The 17,241-nt window shown below is 34.1% G+C and carries 19 protein-coding genes and 2 tRNA genes; 17 read left to right on the top strand and 4 right to left on the bottom strand.

Annotation, left to right across the window (positions count from 1 at the left end):
• The 9 genes from IJQ68_RS03975 to IJQ68_RS03935 form a co-directional block, all read left to right on the top strand.
• A partial coding sequence (locus tag IJQ68_RS03975; RefSeq protein WP_292797230.1) for a ribosomal L7Ae/L30e/S12e/Gadd45 family protein occupies positions 1 to 161 on the top strand: 161 nt, incomplete at its 5' end.
• Positions 162 to 167: 6 nt separating this feature from the next.
• Positions 168 to 599: a NusA-like transcription termination signal-binding factor gene (locus IJQ68_RS03970; protein ID WP_292797228.1), complete on the top strand. Its 432-nt coding sequence runs from the start codon at positions 168 to 170 to the stop codon at positions 597 to 599.
• Between the two features lie 332 nt (positions 600 to 931).
• Complete coding sequence (locus IJQ68_RS03965) at positions 932 to 1,357, top strand: 30S ribosomal protein S12 (RefSeq protein WP_067044341.1); 426 nt, start codon at positions 932 to 934, stop codon at positions 1,355 to 1,357.
• A gap of 14 nt (positions 1,358 to 1,371) precedes the next feature.
• Complete coding sequence (locus IJQ68_RS03960; RefSeq protein ID WP_292797225.1) at positions 1,372 to 1,932, top strand: 30S ribosomal protein S7; 561 nt, start codon at positions 1,372 to 1,374, stop codon at positions 1,930 to 1,932.
• Positions 1,933 to 1,957: 25 nt separating this feature from the next.
• Positions 1,958 to 4,156 (top strand): elongation factor EF-2, encoded by a 2,199-nt coding sequence (locus tag IJQ68_RS03955; protein ID WP_292797223.1) that lies wholly within the window; start codon positions 1,958 to 1,960, stop codon positions 4,154 to 4,156.
• 160 nt (positions 4,157 to 4,316) lie between these two features.
• Positions 4,317 to 5,558: a translation elongation factor EF-1 subunit alpha gene (gene tuf, locus IJQ68_RS03950; protein WP_292797221.1), complete on the top strand. Its 1,242-nt coding sequence runs from the start codon at positions 4,317 to 4,319 to the stop codon at positions 5,556 to 5,558.
• 72 nt (positions 5,559 to 5,630) lie between these two features.
• A complete protein-coding gene (rpsJ, locus tag IJQ68_RS03945; RefSeq protein ID WP_058739846.1) occupies positions 5,631 to 5,939 on the top strand; it encodes a 30S ribosomal protein S10 in 309 nt (102 codons plus the stop codon).
• A gap of 42 nt (positions 5,940 to 5,981) precedes the next feature.
• Positions 5,982 to 6,064 (top strand) — tRNA-Ser (locus IJQ68_RS03940).
• A gap of 62 nt (positions 6,065 to 6,126) precedes the next feature.
• Positions 6,127 to 6,209: transfer RNA gene (locus IJQ68_RS03935), tRNA-Ser, on the top strand.
• A gap of 10 nt (positions 6,210 to 6,219) precedes the next feature.
• Here the strand turns inward: IJQ68_RS03935 and cobK are convergent.
• Genes cobK through IJQ68_RS03920 form a run of 3 tightly spaced genes read right to left on the bottom strand, consistent with a single transcriptional unit; the run spans position 6,220 to position 9,842 of the window.
• A complete protein-coding gene (gene cobK, locus IJQ68_RS03930) occupies positions 6,220 to 7,014 on the bottom strand; it encodes a precorrin-6A reductase (RefSeq protein WP_292797215.1) in 795 nt (264 codons plus the stop codon).
• Entirely contained in the window at positions 7,011 to 9,449 is a 2,439-nt protein-coding gene (locus tag IJQ68_RS03925) for a calcium-translocating P-type ATPase, PMCA-type (protein ID WP_292797212.1), read from the bottom strand. The genes cobK and IJQ68_RS03925 overlap by 4 nt, the downstream gene beginning before the upstream one ends.
• Positions 9,450 to 9,842: a UPF0146 family protein gene (locus IJQ68_RS03920; RefSeq protein WP_292797210.1), complete on the bottom strand. Its 393-nt coding sequence runs from the start codon at positions 9,840 to 9,842 to the stop codon at positions 9,450 to 9,452.
• 67 nt (positions 9,843 to 9,909) lie between these two features.
• On the opposite strand from IJQ68_RS03920, the gene rimI reads away from it, so the two are divergent.
• On the top strand, positions 9,910 to 10,353 hold the full coding sequence (gene rimI / locus IJQ68_RS03915; RefSeq protein WP_342765127.1) for a ribosomal protein S18-alanine N-acetyltransferase: 444 nt from the start codon (positions 9,910 to 9,912) through the stop codon (positions 10,351 to 10,353).
• Here the strand turns inward: rimI and IJQ68_RS03910 are convergent.
• A complete protein-coding gene (locus IJQ68_RS03910; RefSeq protein WP_292797206.1) occupies positions 10,337 to 10,867 on the bottom strand; it encodes a zinc ribbon domain-containing protein in 531 nt (176 codons plus the stop codon). The two genes, rimI and IJQ68_RS03910, sit on opposite strands and share 17 nt — an antisense overlap.
• A 75-nt stretch (positions 10,868 to 10,942) precedes the next feature.
• Here IJQ68_RS03910 and IJQ68_RS03905 point away from each other — a divergent pair, with 75 nt between their 5' ends.
• From IJQ68_RS03905 to IJQ68_RS10860, 7 genes are all read left to right on the top strand, one after another.
• Positions 10,943 to 11,905: a hypothetical protein gene (locus tag IJQ68_RS03905; RefSeq protein ID WP_292797204.1), complete on the top strand. Its 963-nt coding sequence runs from the start codon at positions 10,943 to 10,945 to the stop codon at positions 11,903 to 11,905.
• 84 nt (positions 11,906 to 11,989) lie between these two features.
• The gene (gene prf1 / locus IJQ68_RS03900; protein ID WP_292797202.1) at positions 11,990 to 13,234 is read left to right on the top strand and encodes a peptide chain release factor aRF-1; all 1,245 of its coding nucleotides are present in this window, start codon (positions 11,990 to 11,992) and stop codon (positions 13,232 to 13,234) included.
• 468 nt (positions 13,235 to 13,702) lie between these two features.
• Positions 13,703 to 15,037 (top strand): NADP-specific glutamate dehydrogenase, encoded by a 1,335-nt coding sequence (gene gdhA, locus IJQ68_RS03895; RefSeq protein ID WP_292797200.1) that lies wholly within the window; start codon positions 13,703 to 13,705, stop codon positions 15,035 to 15,037.
• A gap of 202 nt (positions 15,038 to 15,239) precedes the next feature.
• Positions 15,240 to 15,476 carry a hypothetical protein gene (locus IJQ68_RS03890; protein ID WP_292797198.1) on the top strand — a complete coding sequence of 79 codons (237 nt, stop codon included), beginning with the start codon at positions 15,240 to 15,242 and terminating at the stop codon, positions 15,474 to 15,476.
• Positions 15,460 to 15,762 carry a type II toxin-antitoxin system RelE/ParE family toxin gene (locus IJQ68_RS03885; protein ID WP_292797195.1) on the top strand — a complete coding sequence of 101 codons (303 nt, stop codon included), beginning with the start codon at positions 15,460 to 15,462 and terminating at the stop codon, positions 15,760 to 15,762. Before IJQ68_RS03890 ends, IJQ68_RS03885 begins: the two co-directional genes overlap by 17 nt.
• A gap of 351 nt (positions 15,763 to 16,113) precedes the next feature.
• Positions 16,114 to 16,542 (top strand): DUF3800 domain-containing protein, encoded by a 429-nt coding sequence (locus tag IJQ68_RS03880; RefSeq protein ID WP_292797193.1) that lies wholly within the window; start codon positions 16,114 to 16,116, stop codon positions 16,540 to 16,542.
• A gap of 5 nt (positions 16,543 to 16,547) precedes the next feature.
• Complete coding sequence (locus IJQ68_RS10860) at positions 16,548 to 16,715, top strand: DUF3800 domain-containing protein (protein ID WP_369334605.1); 168 nt, start codon at positions 16,548 to 16,550, stop codon at positions 16,713 to 16,715.
• Positions 16,716 to 17,241 lie beyond the last annotated feature (526 nt).

Below are 17,241 nucleotides of genomic sequence, written 5' to 3'. Positions count from 1 at the left end.
TTGAAGATGTTGAATATTATGCAAAACTCTCAGAAATCCCTTGTCACATTTATGATGGAACAAGTGTCGACTTAGGTTCTGTTTGTGGTAAACCTTTTACCGTTGCTACATTAATCGTTAACGATCCAGGAGATTCTACTATATTAGACGATTTGAGGTAGATTTACGTGTCTATTAAATTCGGTGCAAGTGAAATACGATTCATTGCTCTTTTTGAAAATATGACTGGAGCAATGGTTAAGGATTGCATTATCGATGATGATAACAATAAGGTTACTTTCGTTGTTAAACAAGGCAATATGGGACTAGCTATCGGTAAACGTGGAAGTACAGTATCAAAAGTTCAAAAAGCAGTAGATCGTGGGGTTGAAGTCATTGAATTGAATGAAGACCCTGTTCAGTTTATTAGAAACATTTTATCTCCTGCTGAACTGCAGTCAGTTAAAATTTCCACCAGAAAAAATGGGGAAAAGATAGCTACTGTTGCAACAGACAACACCAATAAGCGTATTGCTATTGGTAAGAATGGTGTTAACATTGAAAGGGCTAAATTATTAGCTAATAGGTTACATAATATTGATAACATAATTTTAAAATAGCTTTATAGCTATTTTATTTTTTTTATTTAATTTTTTTTCATTGACTTTTTTTATTTTACATTAAAAAAACCATACCTTTATAAAGGTTAAAAAAGATATTTAAATGTAAGATATCTATACTTATTCGAACATGACTATGTGTGCTTTTTGTCATTGTTTTATAATTTATTTCAGGATATCTTTGTTTTAGATAAAAACGTTTGTTATTTATCTAAATTAATTATTATTACTAATTATATCTTAGAATTTAGATTGTACTAATAGTGTATAGTATAAATCGCAGCGGTGGATTCTTAGATATGTTTTTTGACAAAATGTTTAGAGGAAAAATTATGCCAGGACTTTTTGCTGCAAAAAAACTTAAAAAGAATAGACAAAATTTTAAGTGGAAAGATGTAGATTACAAAAGGAGAGCTTTAAGGTTAGACGTTAAAGCAGACCCTCTCGAAGGAGCTCCTCAAGCTAGAGGAATTGTAATCGAAAAAGTAGGGATAGAAGCAAAACAACCTAACTCTGCTATTCGTAAATGTGTACGTGTTCAATTGATTAAAAACGGTAAACAATTAACTGCTTTCGCACCAGGTGACGGAGCTATCGGTTTTATCGATGAGCACGATGAAGTTATGATTGAAGGAATTGGTGGACCATCCGGAAGATCCATGGGAGATATTCCTGGAGTTCGTTGGAAAGTGTCCAAAGTTAACAATGTAGCTTTATCTGAAATGGTAAGTGGAAAAATAGAAAAACCTGTAAGATAAGGAAGGTAATTTTTATGAGTAAATTATTTGATAAATGGGATCTCGATGAAGTAAAAGTTGAGGACTTAGGTTTAGTTAAATACATCTGTTTGGATGAAACTCTCGTACCTCACACTTCAGGTAGACACGTAAAAAGACAATTCGCAAAATCAAAAGTATCTATTGTTGAAAGATTAATGAACAAAGTTATGAGAACCCACCTCAACTCAGGTAAGAAAAATAAAGCTTATAACATTGTAAAAGAAGCATTAGAAATTATCAACAAAAGAACTAAAAAGAACCCTGTTCAAGTTTTAGTTACTGCAGTTGAAAACACTGCACCTCGTGAAGAAACTACCCGTATCAAATACGGTGGTATTGGATACCAAGTAGCAGTTGATATTTCTCCTCAAAGAAGAGTTGATCTTTCACTCGGATTCTTAACCAGAGGTACTTTACAATCTTCATTCAAAAACAAAAGATCTGTTGCTGAATGTTTAGCTGATGAATTAATCCTTGCTTCTGAAGAAGATTCAAGAAGCTTTGCTTTACAAAAAGCTGAAGAGAAAGAAAGAGTTGCTAAAGCAGCACACTAATCATATTCATATTTAGGTGATTTTCTTGAGTAGACGAGACAAAATGATTGCAAAAATTAAAGAATTGATGTTCCAACCGGAATCTATCAGAAACATCGGTATCTGTGCTCACATTGACCACGGTAAAACCACTTTATCTGATAACCTCTTAGCAGGTGCAGGTATGATTTCTGAAGAGCTTGCTGGTGACCAAAGATTCTTGGATTTTGATGAACAAGAACAAGCACGTGGTATTACTATCGACGCTGCAAACGTTTCCATGGTACACGATTACAAAGATGATGAATACTTAATCAACTTAATAGATACTCCTGGTCACGTTGACTTCGGTGGAGACGTAACTCGTGCAATGAGAGCTGTAGACGGTGCAGTAGTTGTTGTTTGTGCTGTAGAAGGTATCATGCCTCAAACTGAAACTGTATTCAGACAAGCTTTAAAAGAAAACGTTAAACCGGTTTTATTCATTAACAAAGTTGACAGATTAATCAACGAGTTAAAATTACAACCTGAAGAATTACAAAACAGATTCTTGAAAATCTTCATGGAAGCTAACAAATTAATCAAAAACATGGCTCCTGAAGATAAAAAAGAAGAATGGGCATTAGACTTCACTGACGGTAGTGTAGCTTTCGGTTCAGCATACCACAACTGGGCTATTAATGTTCCAACCATGCAAGAAACTGGAATCAACTTTAAAGATATTATCGAATACTGTAATGCTGATAACGAAAAAGAATTAGCACAAAAAGTACCTTTATCCGATGTATTATTAGGTATGGTAGTTGAACACTTGCCTTCCCCTAAAGAAGCTCAAGTTTACAGAGTACCTAACATCTGGGATGGAGACATCGAATCTCCTGCAGGTAAAGGTATGATTGAAACTTCCCCTGACGGACCTTTAGCAGTAATGGTTACCAACGTATCTGTAGATAAACACGCTGGTGAAATTGCAACCGGTAGGGTATATGGTGGAGCTATTGAAAAAGGTACAGAAGTATATCTCGTTGGTTCTCACGGTAAATCCAGAGTACAACAAGTAGGTGTTTACTTCGGTCCTGAAAGAGTTAACACAGATAAAGTTCCTGCAGGTAACATTGTATATGTTGCTGGTGCAAAAGGAGCTATCGCTGGGGAAACTCTCTGTTCACCTGAAGACAAAATTAAAGAGTTCGAAGGTTTAGAACACATTTCCGAACCTGTAGTTACTGTAGCAGTGGAAGCTAAAAATACCAAAGACTTACCAAAACTCATTGAAGTGTTAAGACAAGTCGGTAAAGAAGATCCTACTGTAAAAATCGATATTAACGAAGAAACCGGTGAACACTTAGTATCCGGTATGGGTGAACTTCACTTAGAAGTTATCGGTTACAGAATCGGAGAAAAAGGTGTAGATATCCAAACTTCAGAACCTATTGTTGTATACAGAGAAACTGTAAGACAATTATCTCCACAAGTTGAAGGTAAATCTCCTAACAAGCATAACAGATTCTACTTAACTGTTGAACCTTTAGAACCTGAAATATATGATGCTATCCAAGAAGGAGACATCAAAGAAGGCAGAGTTAAAGGTAAAGAATCTGCTAATGACTTCATGGAATATGGTTTAGATAAAGAAGAAGCTAGAAGAGTATGGGCTGTTCACAACAGAAGTTTATTCATTAACATGACTCGTGGTATTCAATACTTAGACGAAGTTAAAGAATTATTACTTGAAGGATTTGAATCAACTCTCGAAAGCGGACCTTTAGGTGAAGAAATTTCCATGGGATTAAAATTCAAACTCCATGATGCAAAACTTCACGAAGACGCAGTTCACAGAGGACCTGCTCAAGTTTTACCAGCTATCAGAAACGCAATCTTAGGTGCTATGACTCTTGCAGAACCTGCATTATTAGAACCTATGCAAAAAGTAGTTATTGACACTCCTAACGATTACATGGGTGCATGTACCCGTGAAGTCCAAAACAGAAGAGGTCAAATTGTTGACATGGGTCAGGAAGGAGACATGGCAAGAATCGAATCCAAAGTTCCTGTAGCTGAAATGTTCGGTTTCGCTGGTGACATCAGATCCGCTGCAGAAGGTAGATGTTTATGGTCTACTGAAATCGCAGGATTTGAACCACTTCCACGTGAGATGCAAAGCCAAATTGTCAGAGAAATCAGACAAAGAAAAGGTTTATCTCCAGAACCGTTCCCTACAAGTCACTACTTAGGAGACGTATAAATTTAAAAATTAAAATTTAATTTTTTCATTTTTTTATATTTTTATTAAAAATTCATGAAAAAAACATTATCTATTTATATGTTAAAATATAAATTAAATTTAAGCTAACATTTAAGCTTACTAATGTTTGTTAATATATAATTTAAAATGAGGTATTATAATGGCAAAAGAAAAAGAACATCTTAACTTAGCATTTATTGGACACGTTGACCACGGAAAATCCACTTTAGTTGGACACTTATTATTAAAAGCTGGTGCAATCGCTGAACAACAATTAGATGACGGTGAAAACAAATTCAGATTTGTTATGGACAAATTAGGTGAAGAAAGAGAAAGAGGAGTAACTATCGATTTAGCTCACCAAAAATTCTCCACCAAAAAATACGACTACACTGTAGTAGACTGCCCAGGACACAGAGACTTCGTTAAAAACATGATCACTGGTGCTTCCCAAGCAGACGCTGGTGTATTAGTTGTTGCAGCTGACGACGGTGTCATGCCACAAACTAAAGAACACGTGTTCTTATCCAGAACTTTAGGTATCGGTCAATTAATCGTTGCAATTAACAAAATTGACTTAGTAGATTACTCTGAAGACAAATACAACGAATTAAAAGAAGAAGTTACTAACTTAATTAAAACCGTAGGTTTCAACCCTGATCAAGTACCTTTCATCCCATTATCTGCATTTGAAGGGGACAACATCAAAGAAGCAAGTGAAAACACTTCCTGGTACAAAGGTGACACTTTAATGGACGCATTAGACAAATTAACTCCACCTGAAAAACCTACTGACTTACCTTTAAGAATTCCTATTCAAGACGTCTACTCCATTACTGGTGTAGGTACTGTACCTGTAGGAAGAGTTGAAACCGGTATCATGAAAAAAGGTGAAAACGTTATCTTCCAACCTGCTGGAGCTTCCGGAGAAGTTAAATCTATCGAAATGCACCACGAAGTATTCGAAACCGCTGAACCTGGTGACAACATCGGATTCAACGTAAGAGGCGTAGGTAAAAACGATATCAGAAGAGGAGACGTTGCAGGACACACTGATTCCGCTCCTACTGTAGCAAGAGAATTCAAAGCACAAGTTGTTGTTTTACAACACCCTGGTGTAATCACCGTTGGATACACTCCTGTATTCCACTGTCACACCTCTCAAGTAGCATGTACTTTCTTAGAATTAATGCAAAAATTAAACCCTGCTACCGGTGCTGTTGACCAAGAAAACCCTGATTTCATCAAAACTGGTGATGCAGCTATTGTTAAAATCAAACCAACTAAACCAATGTGTCTCGAAAACGCAAAAGAAATCCCACAAATGGGTAGATTTGCTATCAGAGATATGGGTCAAACTGTTGCAGCTGGTTTATGTCTTGAAATTACTGAAAAACAATAATTGTGTAGAAAATTCTGTTTAAGTTTTTAACTTAAACTTTCTTTTCTTTTTTTGTACTTTGGAGGATAATTAATGAATCAAGCAAGAATTAAGCTTACAGGAACCGATCCAGAAAAATTAGCTTATGTTTGTGATCAACTCAAAAACATTGCTGAAAGAACTGGTGTCGATTTATCTGGTCCTATTCCTTTACCTACTAAAAAATTAGTAGTTCCAACAAGAAAATCACCAGATGGTGAAGGTAAAGCTTCTTGGGAAAAATGGGAACTTAGGATTCACAAACGTTTAGTCGGTATTGGAGCTGACGAACGTGCAATGAGACAAGTAATGAAAGTTAATGTTCCTGATAATGTAAGTATTGAAATAGAACTTAAAGGATAAATATTTAGATTTCTCTAAATATTTCCTTGTTATAATCATAAAGCCGAGATAGTCTAGCCTGGTAAGGCGCGGGACTTGAAATCCCGTGGAGTTTCTCCGCCTGGGTTCAAATCCCAGTCTCGGCGTTATTTAATAATTTTTTTAGATTTTTTTTAAAATAAGATAATTTGTATGTTTTTTGTGGATTGCCGAGGTAGTCTAGTCTGGTAAGGCGCGGGACTTGAAATCCCGTGGAGTTTCTCCTCCTGAGTTCAAATCTCAGTCTCGGCGCTATTTATCTTTAAAATAATTTCTTAATTTTTTTATCAAACTCTTCAAGTGTTGATACAATATCTTCTTTTTCCAGTTCCTTGATAACCGGTCTTTTTATCATAAGCAAATCTATATCCTTTCGATTTGCCGCTTCAATTTTTTCAATAACTCCTCCTATTTCACCGCTTTCCTTTGTTATCATGACACTCGCATCATACTTTTCAATTAAATCAATGTTTTCTTTTAAGCTGGCGGCACCTTTCATTTCTATGATGTGGTCCTCTCTGATACCTAATTTTTCGCATTTTTCAATTGACTTTGGAACTTTAAGAATGCGGGGATAAAATCTGTCTGCTGAAACATTTTTCAGGACATCTTCCATAGTATTGGCTCCTGCAAAATGAAGAATGTTTCCCTGGGGATATTGCTGTGATATAATCTCTCCTGCATTTTCAAATGATTTTGCATAAACGATATATGATTCATCTATGTCATCGAAAATCAAAGGTGGTCTTTCAAATCTGATATAGTTGATATCACAGATTTTTGAAACGCTTTTGCTTGTCTGGGTAATGTGTTCGGCAAATGGGTGTGTTGCATCTATCAACAAATCAAAATCTGAATTATTTATGATTTCAATAATCTCGTCTTTAAGAAGAGGCCTTGCAATCGTATCATCACTTCCCGCTTCAACAGCAAGTTTTGATCCGTATTCTGTTGTTGTGGTAGTTAATATGTGTGTGTCATAATTGTTTTTCAAGTGTTTTATCAGCTCTGTTGAGTCCTTTGTTCCGCCTAAAAGCATAATATTCAATTTCTTCATTGTATCACTTTGTTCATAATCTTTTCAGCAACTATTATGGTAAATGCAACGATTATAATCATTGCCCAGTCAATTATTCCTATGCTTGTCGTTTTGAATATTATCTGCAATTGAGGTATGTAAATTATCAGAACCTGTAATATGAATGATATTATTATTCCGATATACAGGTATTTGCTTGATGAATTTGAGTTTGCCTTGCAGTTATATGCATTGAACAGCTGGTAAAGTACGAATAAGGTGAATGCCACGGTCATAGCTTTTGTCTGCGTTGATGTTGCCAACTGATAATCAAATACGCATATCGTTCCGATTGCCATCACGATACCTGAAATGACGATTCTGATTATTGTTTTTCTATTCAGGATATCTCCTGATTGAGGCTTTCGCTCCATTATGTCCTTTTCAGCACCTTCCATTCCCAGAGTTTGGGCTGGAGGTCCGTCCATCACAATGTTTATCCATAATAACTGTACTGGTGAAAACGGAAGCGGTAAATTCAGCATGCTTGTTCCGATTATGGTTATTATCGCTCCGATATTGGTTGATACCTGGAATTTCACGAATCTTTTGATGTTGTCATAAATTTTCCGCCCTTCTCGGATGGCTTTCACTATGGTTGCAAAATTGTTGTCCTGTATAATCATGTCGGCAGCTTCACGGGCAACTTCCGTTCCGTTACCCATTGCAACGCCGATTGATGCCTTTTTAAGTGCTGGAGCATCATTCACGCCATCACCTGTCATTGAAACAGTGTTTCCTTTTTTCTTCAATGTTTCAACAATTCTCATCTTTTGGGTGGGTCTGACTCTCGCATATACTTCAATATCATCCACGATGTCATTATACTCTTCATCACTCATCTTTTCCAGCTGGGAACCGGTGATTACTTTGCCTTCATTAAGAATATCCAATTCCTTAGCTATTGCTTTTGCAGTTTTTTCATGATCTCCTGTAATCATGATTACTTTAATTCCTGCCTTTTTACAGTCTGCCACTGCTTTTTTAGCGCTTTCTTTAGGGGGATCCATTATTCCGACAAGGCCCGTGAATATCAAATCTTCCTCATCGTCAATATCATCTTTTGATTTGTATGCAAAGCCGATTGTTCTCAGCGCATTATCTGCCATTTCATTAATTTTTTTCAATAGTGTTTTCTTGATTTCATCAGTGATTATTTCAATACTTCCATCATTATCTATGTATTTGCTTTTGCGTAGAATTATTTCTGGAGCACCTTTTGATAATATCATATTATTTTTATCACTGCAGCTATATTCGCAGCTCATCATTTTACGATTACTGTCAAGTGGGATTTCATTAACTCTTTCAAATTCCCCATAGCTATTTGAATTATCTTTGAAATATTTGTAAATTGCAGCGTCTGTCGGGTCCCCTATAATTTCGTCGCCGCTTTCGATAGCATTATTGCACAGAATACCAATCTGGGAAGTTTTTTCTTCATTGTAAAAGAATGTCTCTCTGACAGTCATTTTATTTTCAGTCAATGTACCTGTTTTATCACTGCAGATAACGTCACATGACCCTAGAGTTTCAACGGAAAGCAGTCTTTTCACTATGGCATTGGATTTTGCCATTTCCTGCATTCCCAAAGCCAAGGTCAATGTCAATACAGCAGGCAATCCTTCAGGTATTGCTGCAACGGCAAGTGAAACAGCAGTCATGAACGTTTCGACAAGGGGAATTCCTTTCATGAACTCCAGAATGAAAACAAATATACACACTATGATTGAGATTACGGATAAGATCTTTCCGAGTTTTGAAACCTTGATTTGAAGTGGAGTATCGCCTTCATCTTCCTGAACCATTTCGGCAATCTGGCCGATTTCAGTTTTCATTCCGATTTTTTCCACGACCGCAACAGCATTTCCGGAAATAATATTTGAATCCATATAAACAGAATCGTTAACTTTTTTGGAGATTGCTTCGGATTCTCCGGTAAGATATGATTCATCAACACGCAAATCATTTGACTCAACTAGAATAAGGTCTGCCGGAACTTTGTTACCTTCCTCCAGAAGCACAATATCGCCTATTGTCAGCTCTTTTGAATCTATCTTTTGAACTGCAGAACTTCTCCTGACAACAGCTTCTTTGGTTATTAGGCTTTTAAGCATTTCAGAAGCTCTTTGAGAACGGTATTCCTGAATAAATCCAATGATTCCATTGAATAAAATAGCTATTAAAATTACCACTGCATCAATCACATCACCCACGAAATATGCCGCAACTGCCGCAACGAATAACAGCCCGAGCAGTATGTCAATGAACTGTTCTAGGAATAGTCTTAAAGGTCTTTTAGGCTTTTTTTCTTCTAATTCGTTAAAACCATATTTGGTTTGCCTTTTAATCACTTCACTATTGTCCAAACCAGCTAGGGATGTGTTATATTTAGATAAAATACTGTCTTTCATTTATTCACCTAATATGTAGAAGCTTGCTTTTTTGTAATTTTTTAATTTTAATTGTACTCTTTTAGTATTTATATCTTCATTAAAAAGTGGTTTGATGATTAATTTCGCACCTGTTTTTAAAGCCAAATCGACGATATATGGCTGAAGTTCGCTGGGTGGTCTGATTGAATAGATAATGTCCAAATCTTCGTATAATTTCAAATTCGGATTTGTAACATCATCCTTTATGACGCTGGAATCCTTTGGGGAAATGTCAGTCTTGAATATTTCAACATTTTCCTGTTCGGATAAAAAGTCAAAGACCTGCGTAAACTTCCCAACTCCGATTTCACAAATTCTTGTTGGATTTTTCTCACATTGCGATAGTATATATTCGGCGAAATTATTCCACATATCATCAGCTCTAAGTTAATATTTATTAAAAATATTTAAATAACTTTTTTGTTATATTATTGATATGATGATTATTCGTGAGTTCACTCCAGCCGATTTAAAAAGAGTTTTTGAAATCGAAAACATGTCCTTTGACCAGTCCTATGGAATCGACATGTTCAAAAGCTTATATGATATGGGAACCGGCTTTTTGGTAGCTGAAATTGACGGCTATGTTATAGGTTATATTATTTTTTGGATCAAGTATGAAAACCAGGGTCATATCATTTCCCTTGCTGTCGATAAAAATTACAGGAGATTAAAGGCAGGAACTCGCTTATTGTCAAAAGCCATTCAGGTATTGATGCTGTTTGACATAGCAAATATCTATCTGGAAGTCAATGAAAACAATACTGGAGCTTACGAATTCTATAAAGGCTTTAATTTCAGGGTTGACAGATTAGTTCCGAACTATTATCAAAATCATGACGGAGCTATTGTGATGTATCTGCCTATTATAAGGTCAGGTTAGTTATATTGTTTAAACTGGTCATTTGACTGTATTGCATCAGTGTTTCGGACGTTATTGTTCCGGTCAAAATCAGTATCAGCAATAAGACCAGGTAAAAAATGAATATTCCAAGTTGGATGCGCCCATGTCTTTTAGCTACAGGGTCTTTTCTTGTGGTAAGATAAATTGCAATTATAAGTCCGATAAGTCCACCTAAAATGGAAAATATATAGCCTAAAGCTATTAAAACTCTGCTTGTATGGGGAACATCGTTTATTCTTTGAGCATCCTCGGATACTTTTCTTTTAATGACAATAGGATTTAGTGAAGACTGTGTGTTATCGAACTGGTTTTTAAAAATCAATGGAGTGCCGCATTTTACACAGTAGTCTGCCTCATCAGGATTCGGATAATTGCATAATGGACATACATTTGCGCTTTCATCAATTTTTGGAAATTCATATCCGCATTTTATACAGAATCCATACTGATCATCGCTTGTTGAGTGGCATTGTGGACATCTTCTTATAACCATATTATCACTTTATTTAAAATTAGTCAATCAATTTATTTAAAAGTTATTGTAAATATTATTATAGGTGTGTTGATAATGCTTGAAAAAATAGAAATAACTCAAAGGTTCAACTTTAAAAAATTAAACAAGCATTATGAATGTTTCATCATTGATTTTGTTTCAAAAAAAGCTTATTTCAACATTAATGAAATGATTTATCCGGACCAGTTTCATGAGGGCACTTTACTTGAAAATCCCTGTGATATTATTTTAAACGATTTGAAATCAAGGGTTTTAAGTAAAATTCATGATTTGGATGAAAATGAATGTGAAGTGTTTGAAAAGGAATTTGAAAAGTTGAATCTCTTTGAAGGATTCAAATCAGGGGGCTTTCAGTTTTTTGAAAAATTGGAAAATGTCTATTCATGCAATATTATATTATATTATTCGGATGATTATAAGGAATTTTCAATAAAGAATGATTTTCCGGATAACTGGCTGGATTTCAATGAACTATTAATTAAACTGGTTGATTTTGATGTTTTAAACATTTCGAATCTTGAAAAGATAGTTACCAACTTATTTTATAATGTGAAACAGGACGGCGTTTATGATAGTGAAAATTCTAGATTGGGATTAACCTCTCTTGAATTCGGCCATTATGAAGCCTTTCATCAGAATGCACCACATCCTAGTGTAATCATCGATTTTGAAAATAAGGAAATCAAAGGGTATTTCGAAAAGGAAAATGCTGATTTAACTGTTCTTTTTGACCTTTTTGAAAAATATGGTGTTTATCAATGGATTTTTGATTCATACCACAACAAATCCAAGAATTTTGACTCTGCAGAACTGGACGGTTATGACTGGTATCTGGAAATTGTTTTCGACAATTCCATAATCTGGAATATAATGGGGCATAATGAATACCCTGACACTTATATTGGTCTGGCCCGTGAAATCAAAGACTTAACTGGCCTTGATTTACTTGAAATGGAAACGATTCCTGAAGAGGAAATAGAATTATTTGATTATTATGGAAAAATGAAATTATCCTAAAAATTGACCATATTTTCATTAATTATTTATATCTGTAATTAGATAATTTTATATATTATATTAATTTTATCATAGGGGATTATTATGTCAGAAGTCTCATCAAAAGAATTATATGAATTTAAAAAAACTTTAAAAGAGTTATCACAAAAAAGAGGAAGAGGTACAGAACTTGTTTCAGTCTACATCCCGCCGGACAAGCAGCTAAGTGATGTCGGTAAGCATATGAGGGATGAGCTTGGACAGAGTGCTAACATCAAGAGTAAACAGACCAAAAAGAATGTTCAGTCAGCTATTGAGGTTATTTTACAGAGCATCCGTTTGTATAAACAGCCTCCTGAAAACGGTCTTGTATTATTCGTAGGTATGATTCCTAAAGGCGGTCCGGGTACTGAAAAAATGGAAAAATACATTTTGGAACCTCCTGAACCTGTTGTAACTTACTGGTACAAATGTAACAATGAATTCTTCCTTGAACCATTGGAATACATGATTGAAGAAAGGGATACCTACGGTTTGGCTGTAGTTGACAGAAAAGAAGCTACAATCGCTACTTTAAAAGGTAAAAAAATCAATATCATAGGTCATTTAACCAGTGGGGTTCCTGGTAAGCATAAGGCAGGGGGACAATCACAGAGAAGGTTTGACCGTGTAATTGAAGATGAAGCCCGTGAATTCTTAAAACGTATTGCCAGACGTATCAACGACGAGTTCCTTCCTTTAAAAGATGATTTGAAAGCTGTCGTTATCGGAGGGCCAGGTTTTACCAAAAACGATCTGGTTGATGCAGATTACATTCAGTATGAAATCAAGGACAAGATTATCGCTACAGTGGACACATCATACACCGGTGAGTTCGGTATCCGTGAAGTCATCAACAAATCAACTGATCTTTTAAACGAACTGGATGTCATTCACGAAAAAGAAATTATCCAAAAGTTTTTAGGCGAACTCAGAAAAGACGATGGCCTGTATTCATACGGTGAAGAGGAAGTCAGAAATAATCTGATTATCGGTGCTGTTGACACACTGCTTTTGTCTGAAGATTTGGATTCAATGCGTAAAACTTTCAAGTGTGGAAACTGCGGTTTTGAAAAAGGAATTACAGTAAAAACCCAATCTGAAGCGGATTCTCTTGAAGAACGTTGTCCTGAATGTAACGAAGTTCTGAAAGAAGAATCTTCTGAACTTTTAGTGGATGATTTTGTCGAATTGGCTGAGGATATGAACACCAGTGTCGAGTTCATTTCCACTGAAACTGAAGAGGGTATGCAGCTTTACCGTGCATTCGGTGGTATCGGCGCAATCCTAAGATATTACGTAGGACACTAAGGATTTTAACCAATCCTTACTTTTTTTTATTATTTTTCATTAATTTTTCTTGGATATATTTTTTAAATAATTTCTGGTCGGACATATACTTCCACCCATTTTTTGTCAATTATTTAGTCGGACATATACTTCCACCCATTTTTGTTTAATATATTTTCTTTATTTTTAAACAATTTATTATTTTTTTATTATTTTTCTGTATATTTATAAAATTTATTTCATTTTTTATGATTTTGTCTACAAAATATTGGTTTTTATTGGACTTTGTAAATTAATATAATAAAACTTCTGTAAAAAAATACATAATTTTATAATTATTTTATTAAATTGTCCAATAAATTTATCGATATTGCTAATTATATTCGGATTTTTTAAAAAAAAGTGAAAACTATTAAATATGAGAAGGTACATAAAATTAACTATCATGTCAAATATAAAAATTTGGCAATGAAAATTGGAGGAATAATTTTGTCATACGTAGACGATGTAATAGAAACTATTATTGAACAAAACCCTTCAGAACCAGAATTCCATCAAGCTGTACGCGAAGTATTGGAATCCTTAAGGGTTGTTATTGAAGAAAACGAAGAAGAATACAAAAAAAATGCACTTCTTGAAAGATTAACTAATCCAGAAAGACAAATTAAATTCCGTGTCCCATGGGTAGACGACAACGGACAAGTACAAGTAAATACTGGATACCGTGTCCAATTCAATTCAGCTATTGGACCTTACAAAGGAGGATTACGTTTCCACCCTTCCGTAAATGTAGGTATCATCAAATTTTTAGGATTTGAACAAATTTTCAAAAACTCCTTAACCGGACTTCCAATTGGTGGAGGAAAAGGAGGATCAGACTTTGATCCTAAAGGAAAATCAGACAGAGAAATTATGGCATTCTGTCAAAGTTTCATGACCGAATTATGCAAATACATCGGAGCAGATACTGATGTGCCTGCTGGAGATATCGGTGTAGGTGGTCGTGAGATCGGATTCTTATTTGGTCAATACAAAAGAATCAGAGGTTTATACGAAGGTGTATTAACCGGAAAAGGATTAACCTTCGGTGGATCCCTTGCAAGAACTGAAGCTACAGGTTACGGATTATTATACTTCACCAATGCAATGTTAAAAGCAAACGATATTGACATCGCAGGTAAAACCATTGCAGTATCAGGTGCAGGTAACGTAGCAATCTACGCAATCGAAAAAGCACAACAATTAGGCGGTAAACCTGTAACATGTTCCGATTCAACCGGTTGGATTTACGATCCGGAAGGAATCGATGTTGAACTGTTAAAAGAAGTTAAAGAAGTAAGACGTGAAAGATTAACCGCTTACGCAGAAGCAAGAGAAAGTGCTGAGTACCACGAAGGTAAAGGTGTATGGACCATTAAATGTGACATCGCTCTTCCATGTGCAACCCAAAACGAATTGCAATTAGAAGACGCTAAAACCTTAGTTGAAAACGGTGTTTTAGCTGTTGCTGAAGGAGCAAACATGCCAACCACTATTGAAGCAACCGAATACTTACAGGAAAACGATGTATTATTCGCACCAGGTAAAGCTTCAAACGCTGGTGGAGTAGCAACTTCCGCTTTAGAAATGTCACAAAACTCAGAAAGATTATCTTGGACATTCGAAGAAGTCGACGGCAGACTTCAAACTATTATGGAAACTATTTTCGCAAATGCTGCAGCTGCTGCTGAAGAATACGGAATGGATAAAAACTACGTGGCAGGAGCAAACATTGCAGGATTCAAAAAAGTAGTTGACGCAATGAACGCACAAGGAATCGTATAGATTTCCTTGTTTATTTTTTCTTTTTTTAGCTATTTTTTATTTATTAAATTATTTTGTCTTTTTTTCTATATTTTGTTAATTTTCTTATTTGTTAAGTTCGATATTTTTTTTAAAATGTATATCTAATATATTTGTTTACAATAGATATAAATAATATATTTAATATAATAATTGTAGATGATTTATTAGTTGGGGATTCACAATGGGTATGAAAACAATTAGAGTAACTGAAGAAGTTCACACAAAACTAGCTCATTTAGGTTTAAAATCTGAAACATATAATGATATTATAGCTAGATTAATTGAGGTGTATGAAAAAATGTATTTTGAGGAATTAACTGATGAAGAAGCAAATTATTATAATGAAAGGATTAGGCATTTTGAAAACGGAGACTATTCTGGCACTAGAAAAGTTGATTTAAATGCCATCAGAAAATAGCTCCAAAATTTGTTATGAACTTTTTGAGGATAAAAAAGCAATAAAATTCATGGATAAACATTTTGATGATGAACGATTAATTAATAGGATATATGACAAATATCATAGATTAGCTGTTGATCCATATAATGAAGCTGAAAGTTCATTTAAAAGTATGAAATGTCCAAAATGTATGAAAACTCGTGTTGGTTCATATAGGATCATATACTTTGTCAATGAATTAACTAAAGAAGTTGAAATTATTGACATAGGTTCTAGAAAAAGCATTTACAAAAAATGGGATTAACTGAAAGTAGGGTGGTTTCACCTTTTTCCCGCACAAGGGACTGTATAGATTTCCTTATTTTCTTTTTTTTAATATTTTTGAACTTTATATTTCTTATAAACTATTTTAAAACATTTAGAAATTTTTCAGTATTATTTGGAATGCTTGTATAATGTTAAATCATAATTTGATTGCTGTATCACTAAAAAATATTGTAGTGATTATTTATGATAAATATCAAATTTATGGAGTATTTAAATATTGCAGTTCTCAATAAGGTTAATATTACAAAGTCAGAGCAATTTTGCTCTCATAATGTATAACAGGCTATTAAAAAGCTTTTTAAATGATGTTTTGCATATACTATATTTGATGAAATATATTTACATTGATGAGAGTGGTGATTTGGGAAATAAGTATTCCAGTTCTAAATATTTTGTTTTTGCAGGAATTATGGTTGATAATCCCAAAAAACTCAATAATTTGATTAAGAAATCCTATCGAAAATATAATAAAATCAAAGAGATGGCAGAGATTAAAGGTACTCATACTCCGGATAATGTTGTATTAGATATTTTAAAGAGATTAAATAATGTTGATTATCAAGCTTTCATCATTGTATTCGACAAAGAAAACATGTATAAAATTGATTATGGGTATGATACTAATCGATTATATGATATTTTGGCATCACAACTTGCTAAACTCCTCCCAATTAATCAAAAGACATTTTTTTCATTGATAAATCAAAAAATAAAAATCAAATTCCTGATTTTAATAAATATTTTGTTTGCAATTTGAATAATATGAAAAATTATCCTGTTGAAATAAATCATGTTAATTCAGTCAATTATAAGGGTTTACAAGTCGCTGATTTGATTTCTTGGTCTACATATCAGGCTTTTGAAAATAATGCGTGCGAATTTATAGAAATGATTGAAAATAAGTCGATAAAAATAATTTGTGAAGATTAAGAACCCATCTAGCACCTAATTCGCCGCTCATCACGACAAGACTAAATGGGGATAATTTTATCTTAAAATCTTACATGTCATATTATGTGTTGCTTTTTTATTTAAATATTATGATGTTTATTAAAATTATATTATAATCTGGTTTTTTTTAAATCGTGTGAATGTTTATGAATATCTAATAAATGCTGTGTATTTAATACTCTGTATAGAAATATTGAGTTAACATCAATTTATGAGTTATTATGTCTATTGGATTTCATGTTCTTATCTTTCTCATCACTTCTTTCACGTTCAACCCCATGCTTCCATAAACCTGTGAAGCAAGTATCGCAAAACTCACGATAAACAATATGAAACCGATTAAACAGTCAAGTGGGCTTATAAGATGGTGTTGTCCACTATTTAAATTTAACCTTGATTTCGGGCTTATTTTAATGTAATTTTTATTGATATATTGGCAATCTCATATACATGCACTAAATTCATAATATTTTGAAAAATCAATATAATCATTATAATAGAAGTT

This window comes from Methanobrevibacter sp. (assembly GCF_017447225.1).
In the GTDB taxonomy this organism is placed as follows: domain Archaea; phylum Methanobacteriota; class Methanobacteria; order Methanobacteriales; family Methanobacteriaceae; genus Methanocatella.
The sequence above is the reverse complement of the archived record's forward strand: the minus strand, read 5'-3'. Positions and strand labels throughout refer to the sequence as shown.

Coding starts and splice junctions, on each gene's coding strand:
- IJQ68_RS03965 (WP_067044341.1), top strand. CDS start 932: ATGCCAGGACTTTTTGCTGCAAAAAAACTTAAAAAGAATAGACAAAAT.
- IJQ68_RS03960 (WP_292797225.1), top strand. CDS start 1,372: ATGAGTAAATTATTTGATAAATGGGATCTCGATGAAGTAAAAGTTGAG.
- tuf (WP_292797221.1), top strand. CDS start 4,317: ATGGCAAAAGAAAAAGAACATCTTAACTTAGCATTTATTGGACACGTT.
- rpsJ (WP_058739846.1), top strand. CDS start 5,631: ATGAATCAAGCAAGAATTAAGCTTACAGGAACCGATCCAGAAAAATTA.
- cobK (WP_292797215.1), bottom strand. CDS start 7,014: ATGAAGAAATTGAATATTATGCTTTTAGGCGGAACAAAGGACTCAACA.
- IJQ68_RS03925 (WP_292797212.1), bottom strand. CDS start 9,449: ATGAAAGACAGTATTTTATCTAAATATAACACATCCCTAGCTGGTTTG.
- IJQ68_RS03920 (WP_292797210.1), bottom strand. CDS start 9,842: ATGTGGAATAATTTCGCCGAATATATACTATCGCAATGTGAGAAAAAT.
- rimI (WP_342765127.1), top strand. CDS start 9,910: ATGATTATTCGTGAGTTCACTCCAGCCGATTTAAAAAGAGTTTTTGAA.
- IJQ68_RS03910 (WP_292797206.1), bottom strand. CDS start 10,867: ATGGTTATAAGAAGATGTCCACAATGCCACTCAACAAGCGATGATCAG.
- IJQ68_RS03905 (WP_292797204.1), top strand. CDS start 10,943: ATGCTTGAAAAAATAGAAATAACTCAAAGGTTCAACTTTAAAAAATTA.
- prf1 (WP_292797202.1), top strand. CDS start 11,990: ATGTCAGAAGTCTCATCAAAAGAATTATATGAATTTAAAAAAACTTTA.
- IJQ68_RS03890 (WP_292797198.1), top strand. CDS start 15,240: ATGGGTATGAAAACAATTAGAGTAACTGAAGAAGTTCACACAAAACTA.
- IJQ68_RS03885 (WP_292797195.1), top strand. CDS start 15,460: ATGCCATCAGAAAATAGCTCCAAAATTTGTTATGAACTTTTTGAGGAT.
- IJQ68_RS03880 (WP_292797193.1), top strand. CDS start 16,114: ATGAAATATATTTACATTGATGAGAGTGGTGATTTGGGAAATAAGTAT.
- IJQ68_RS10860 (WP_369334605.1), top strand. CDS start 16,548: ATGAAAAATTATCCTGTTGAAATAAATCATGTTAATTCAGTCAATTAT.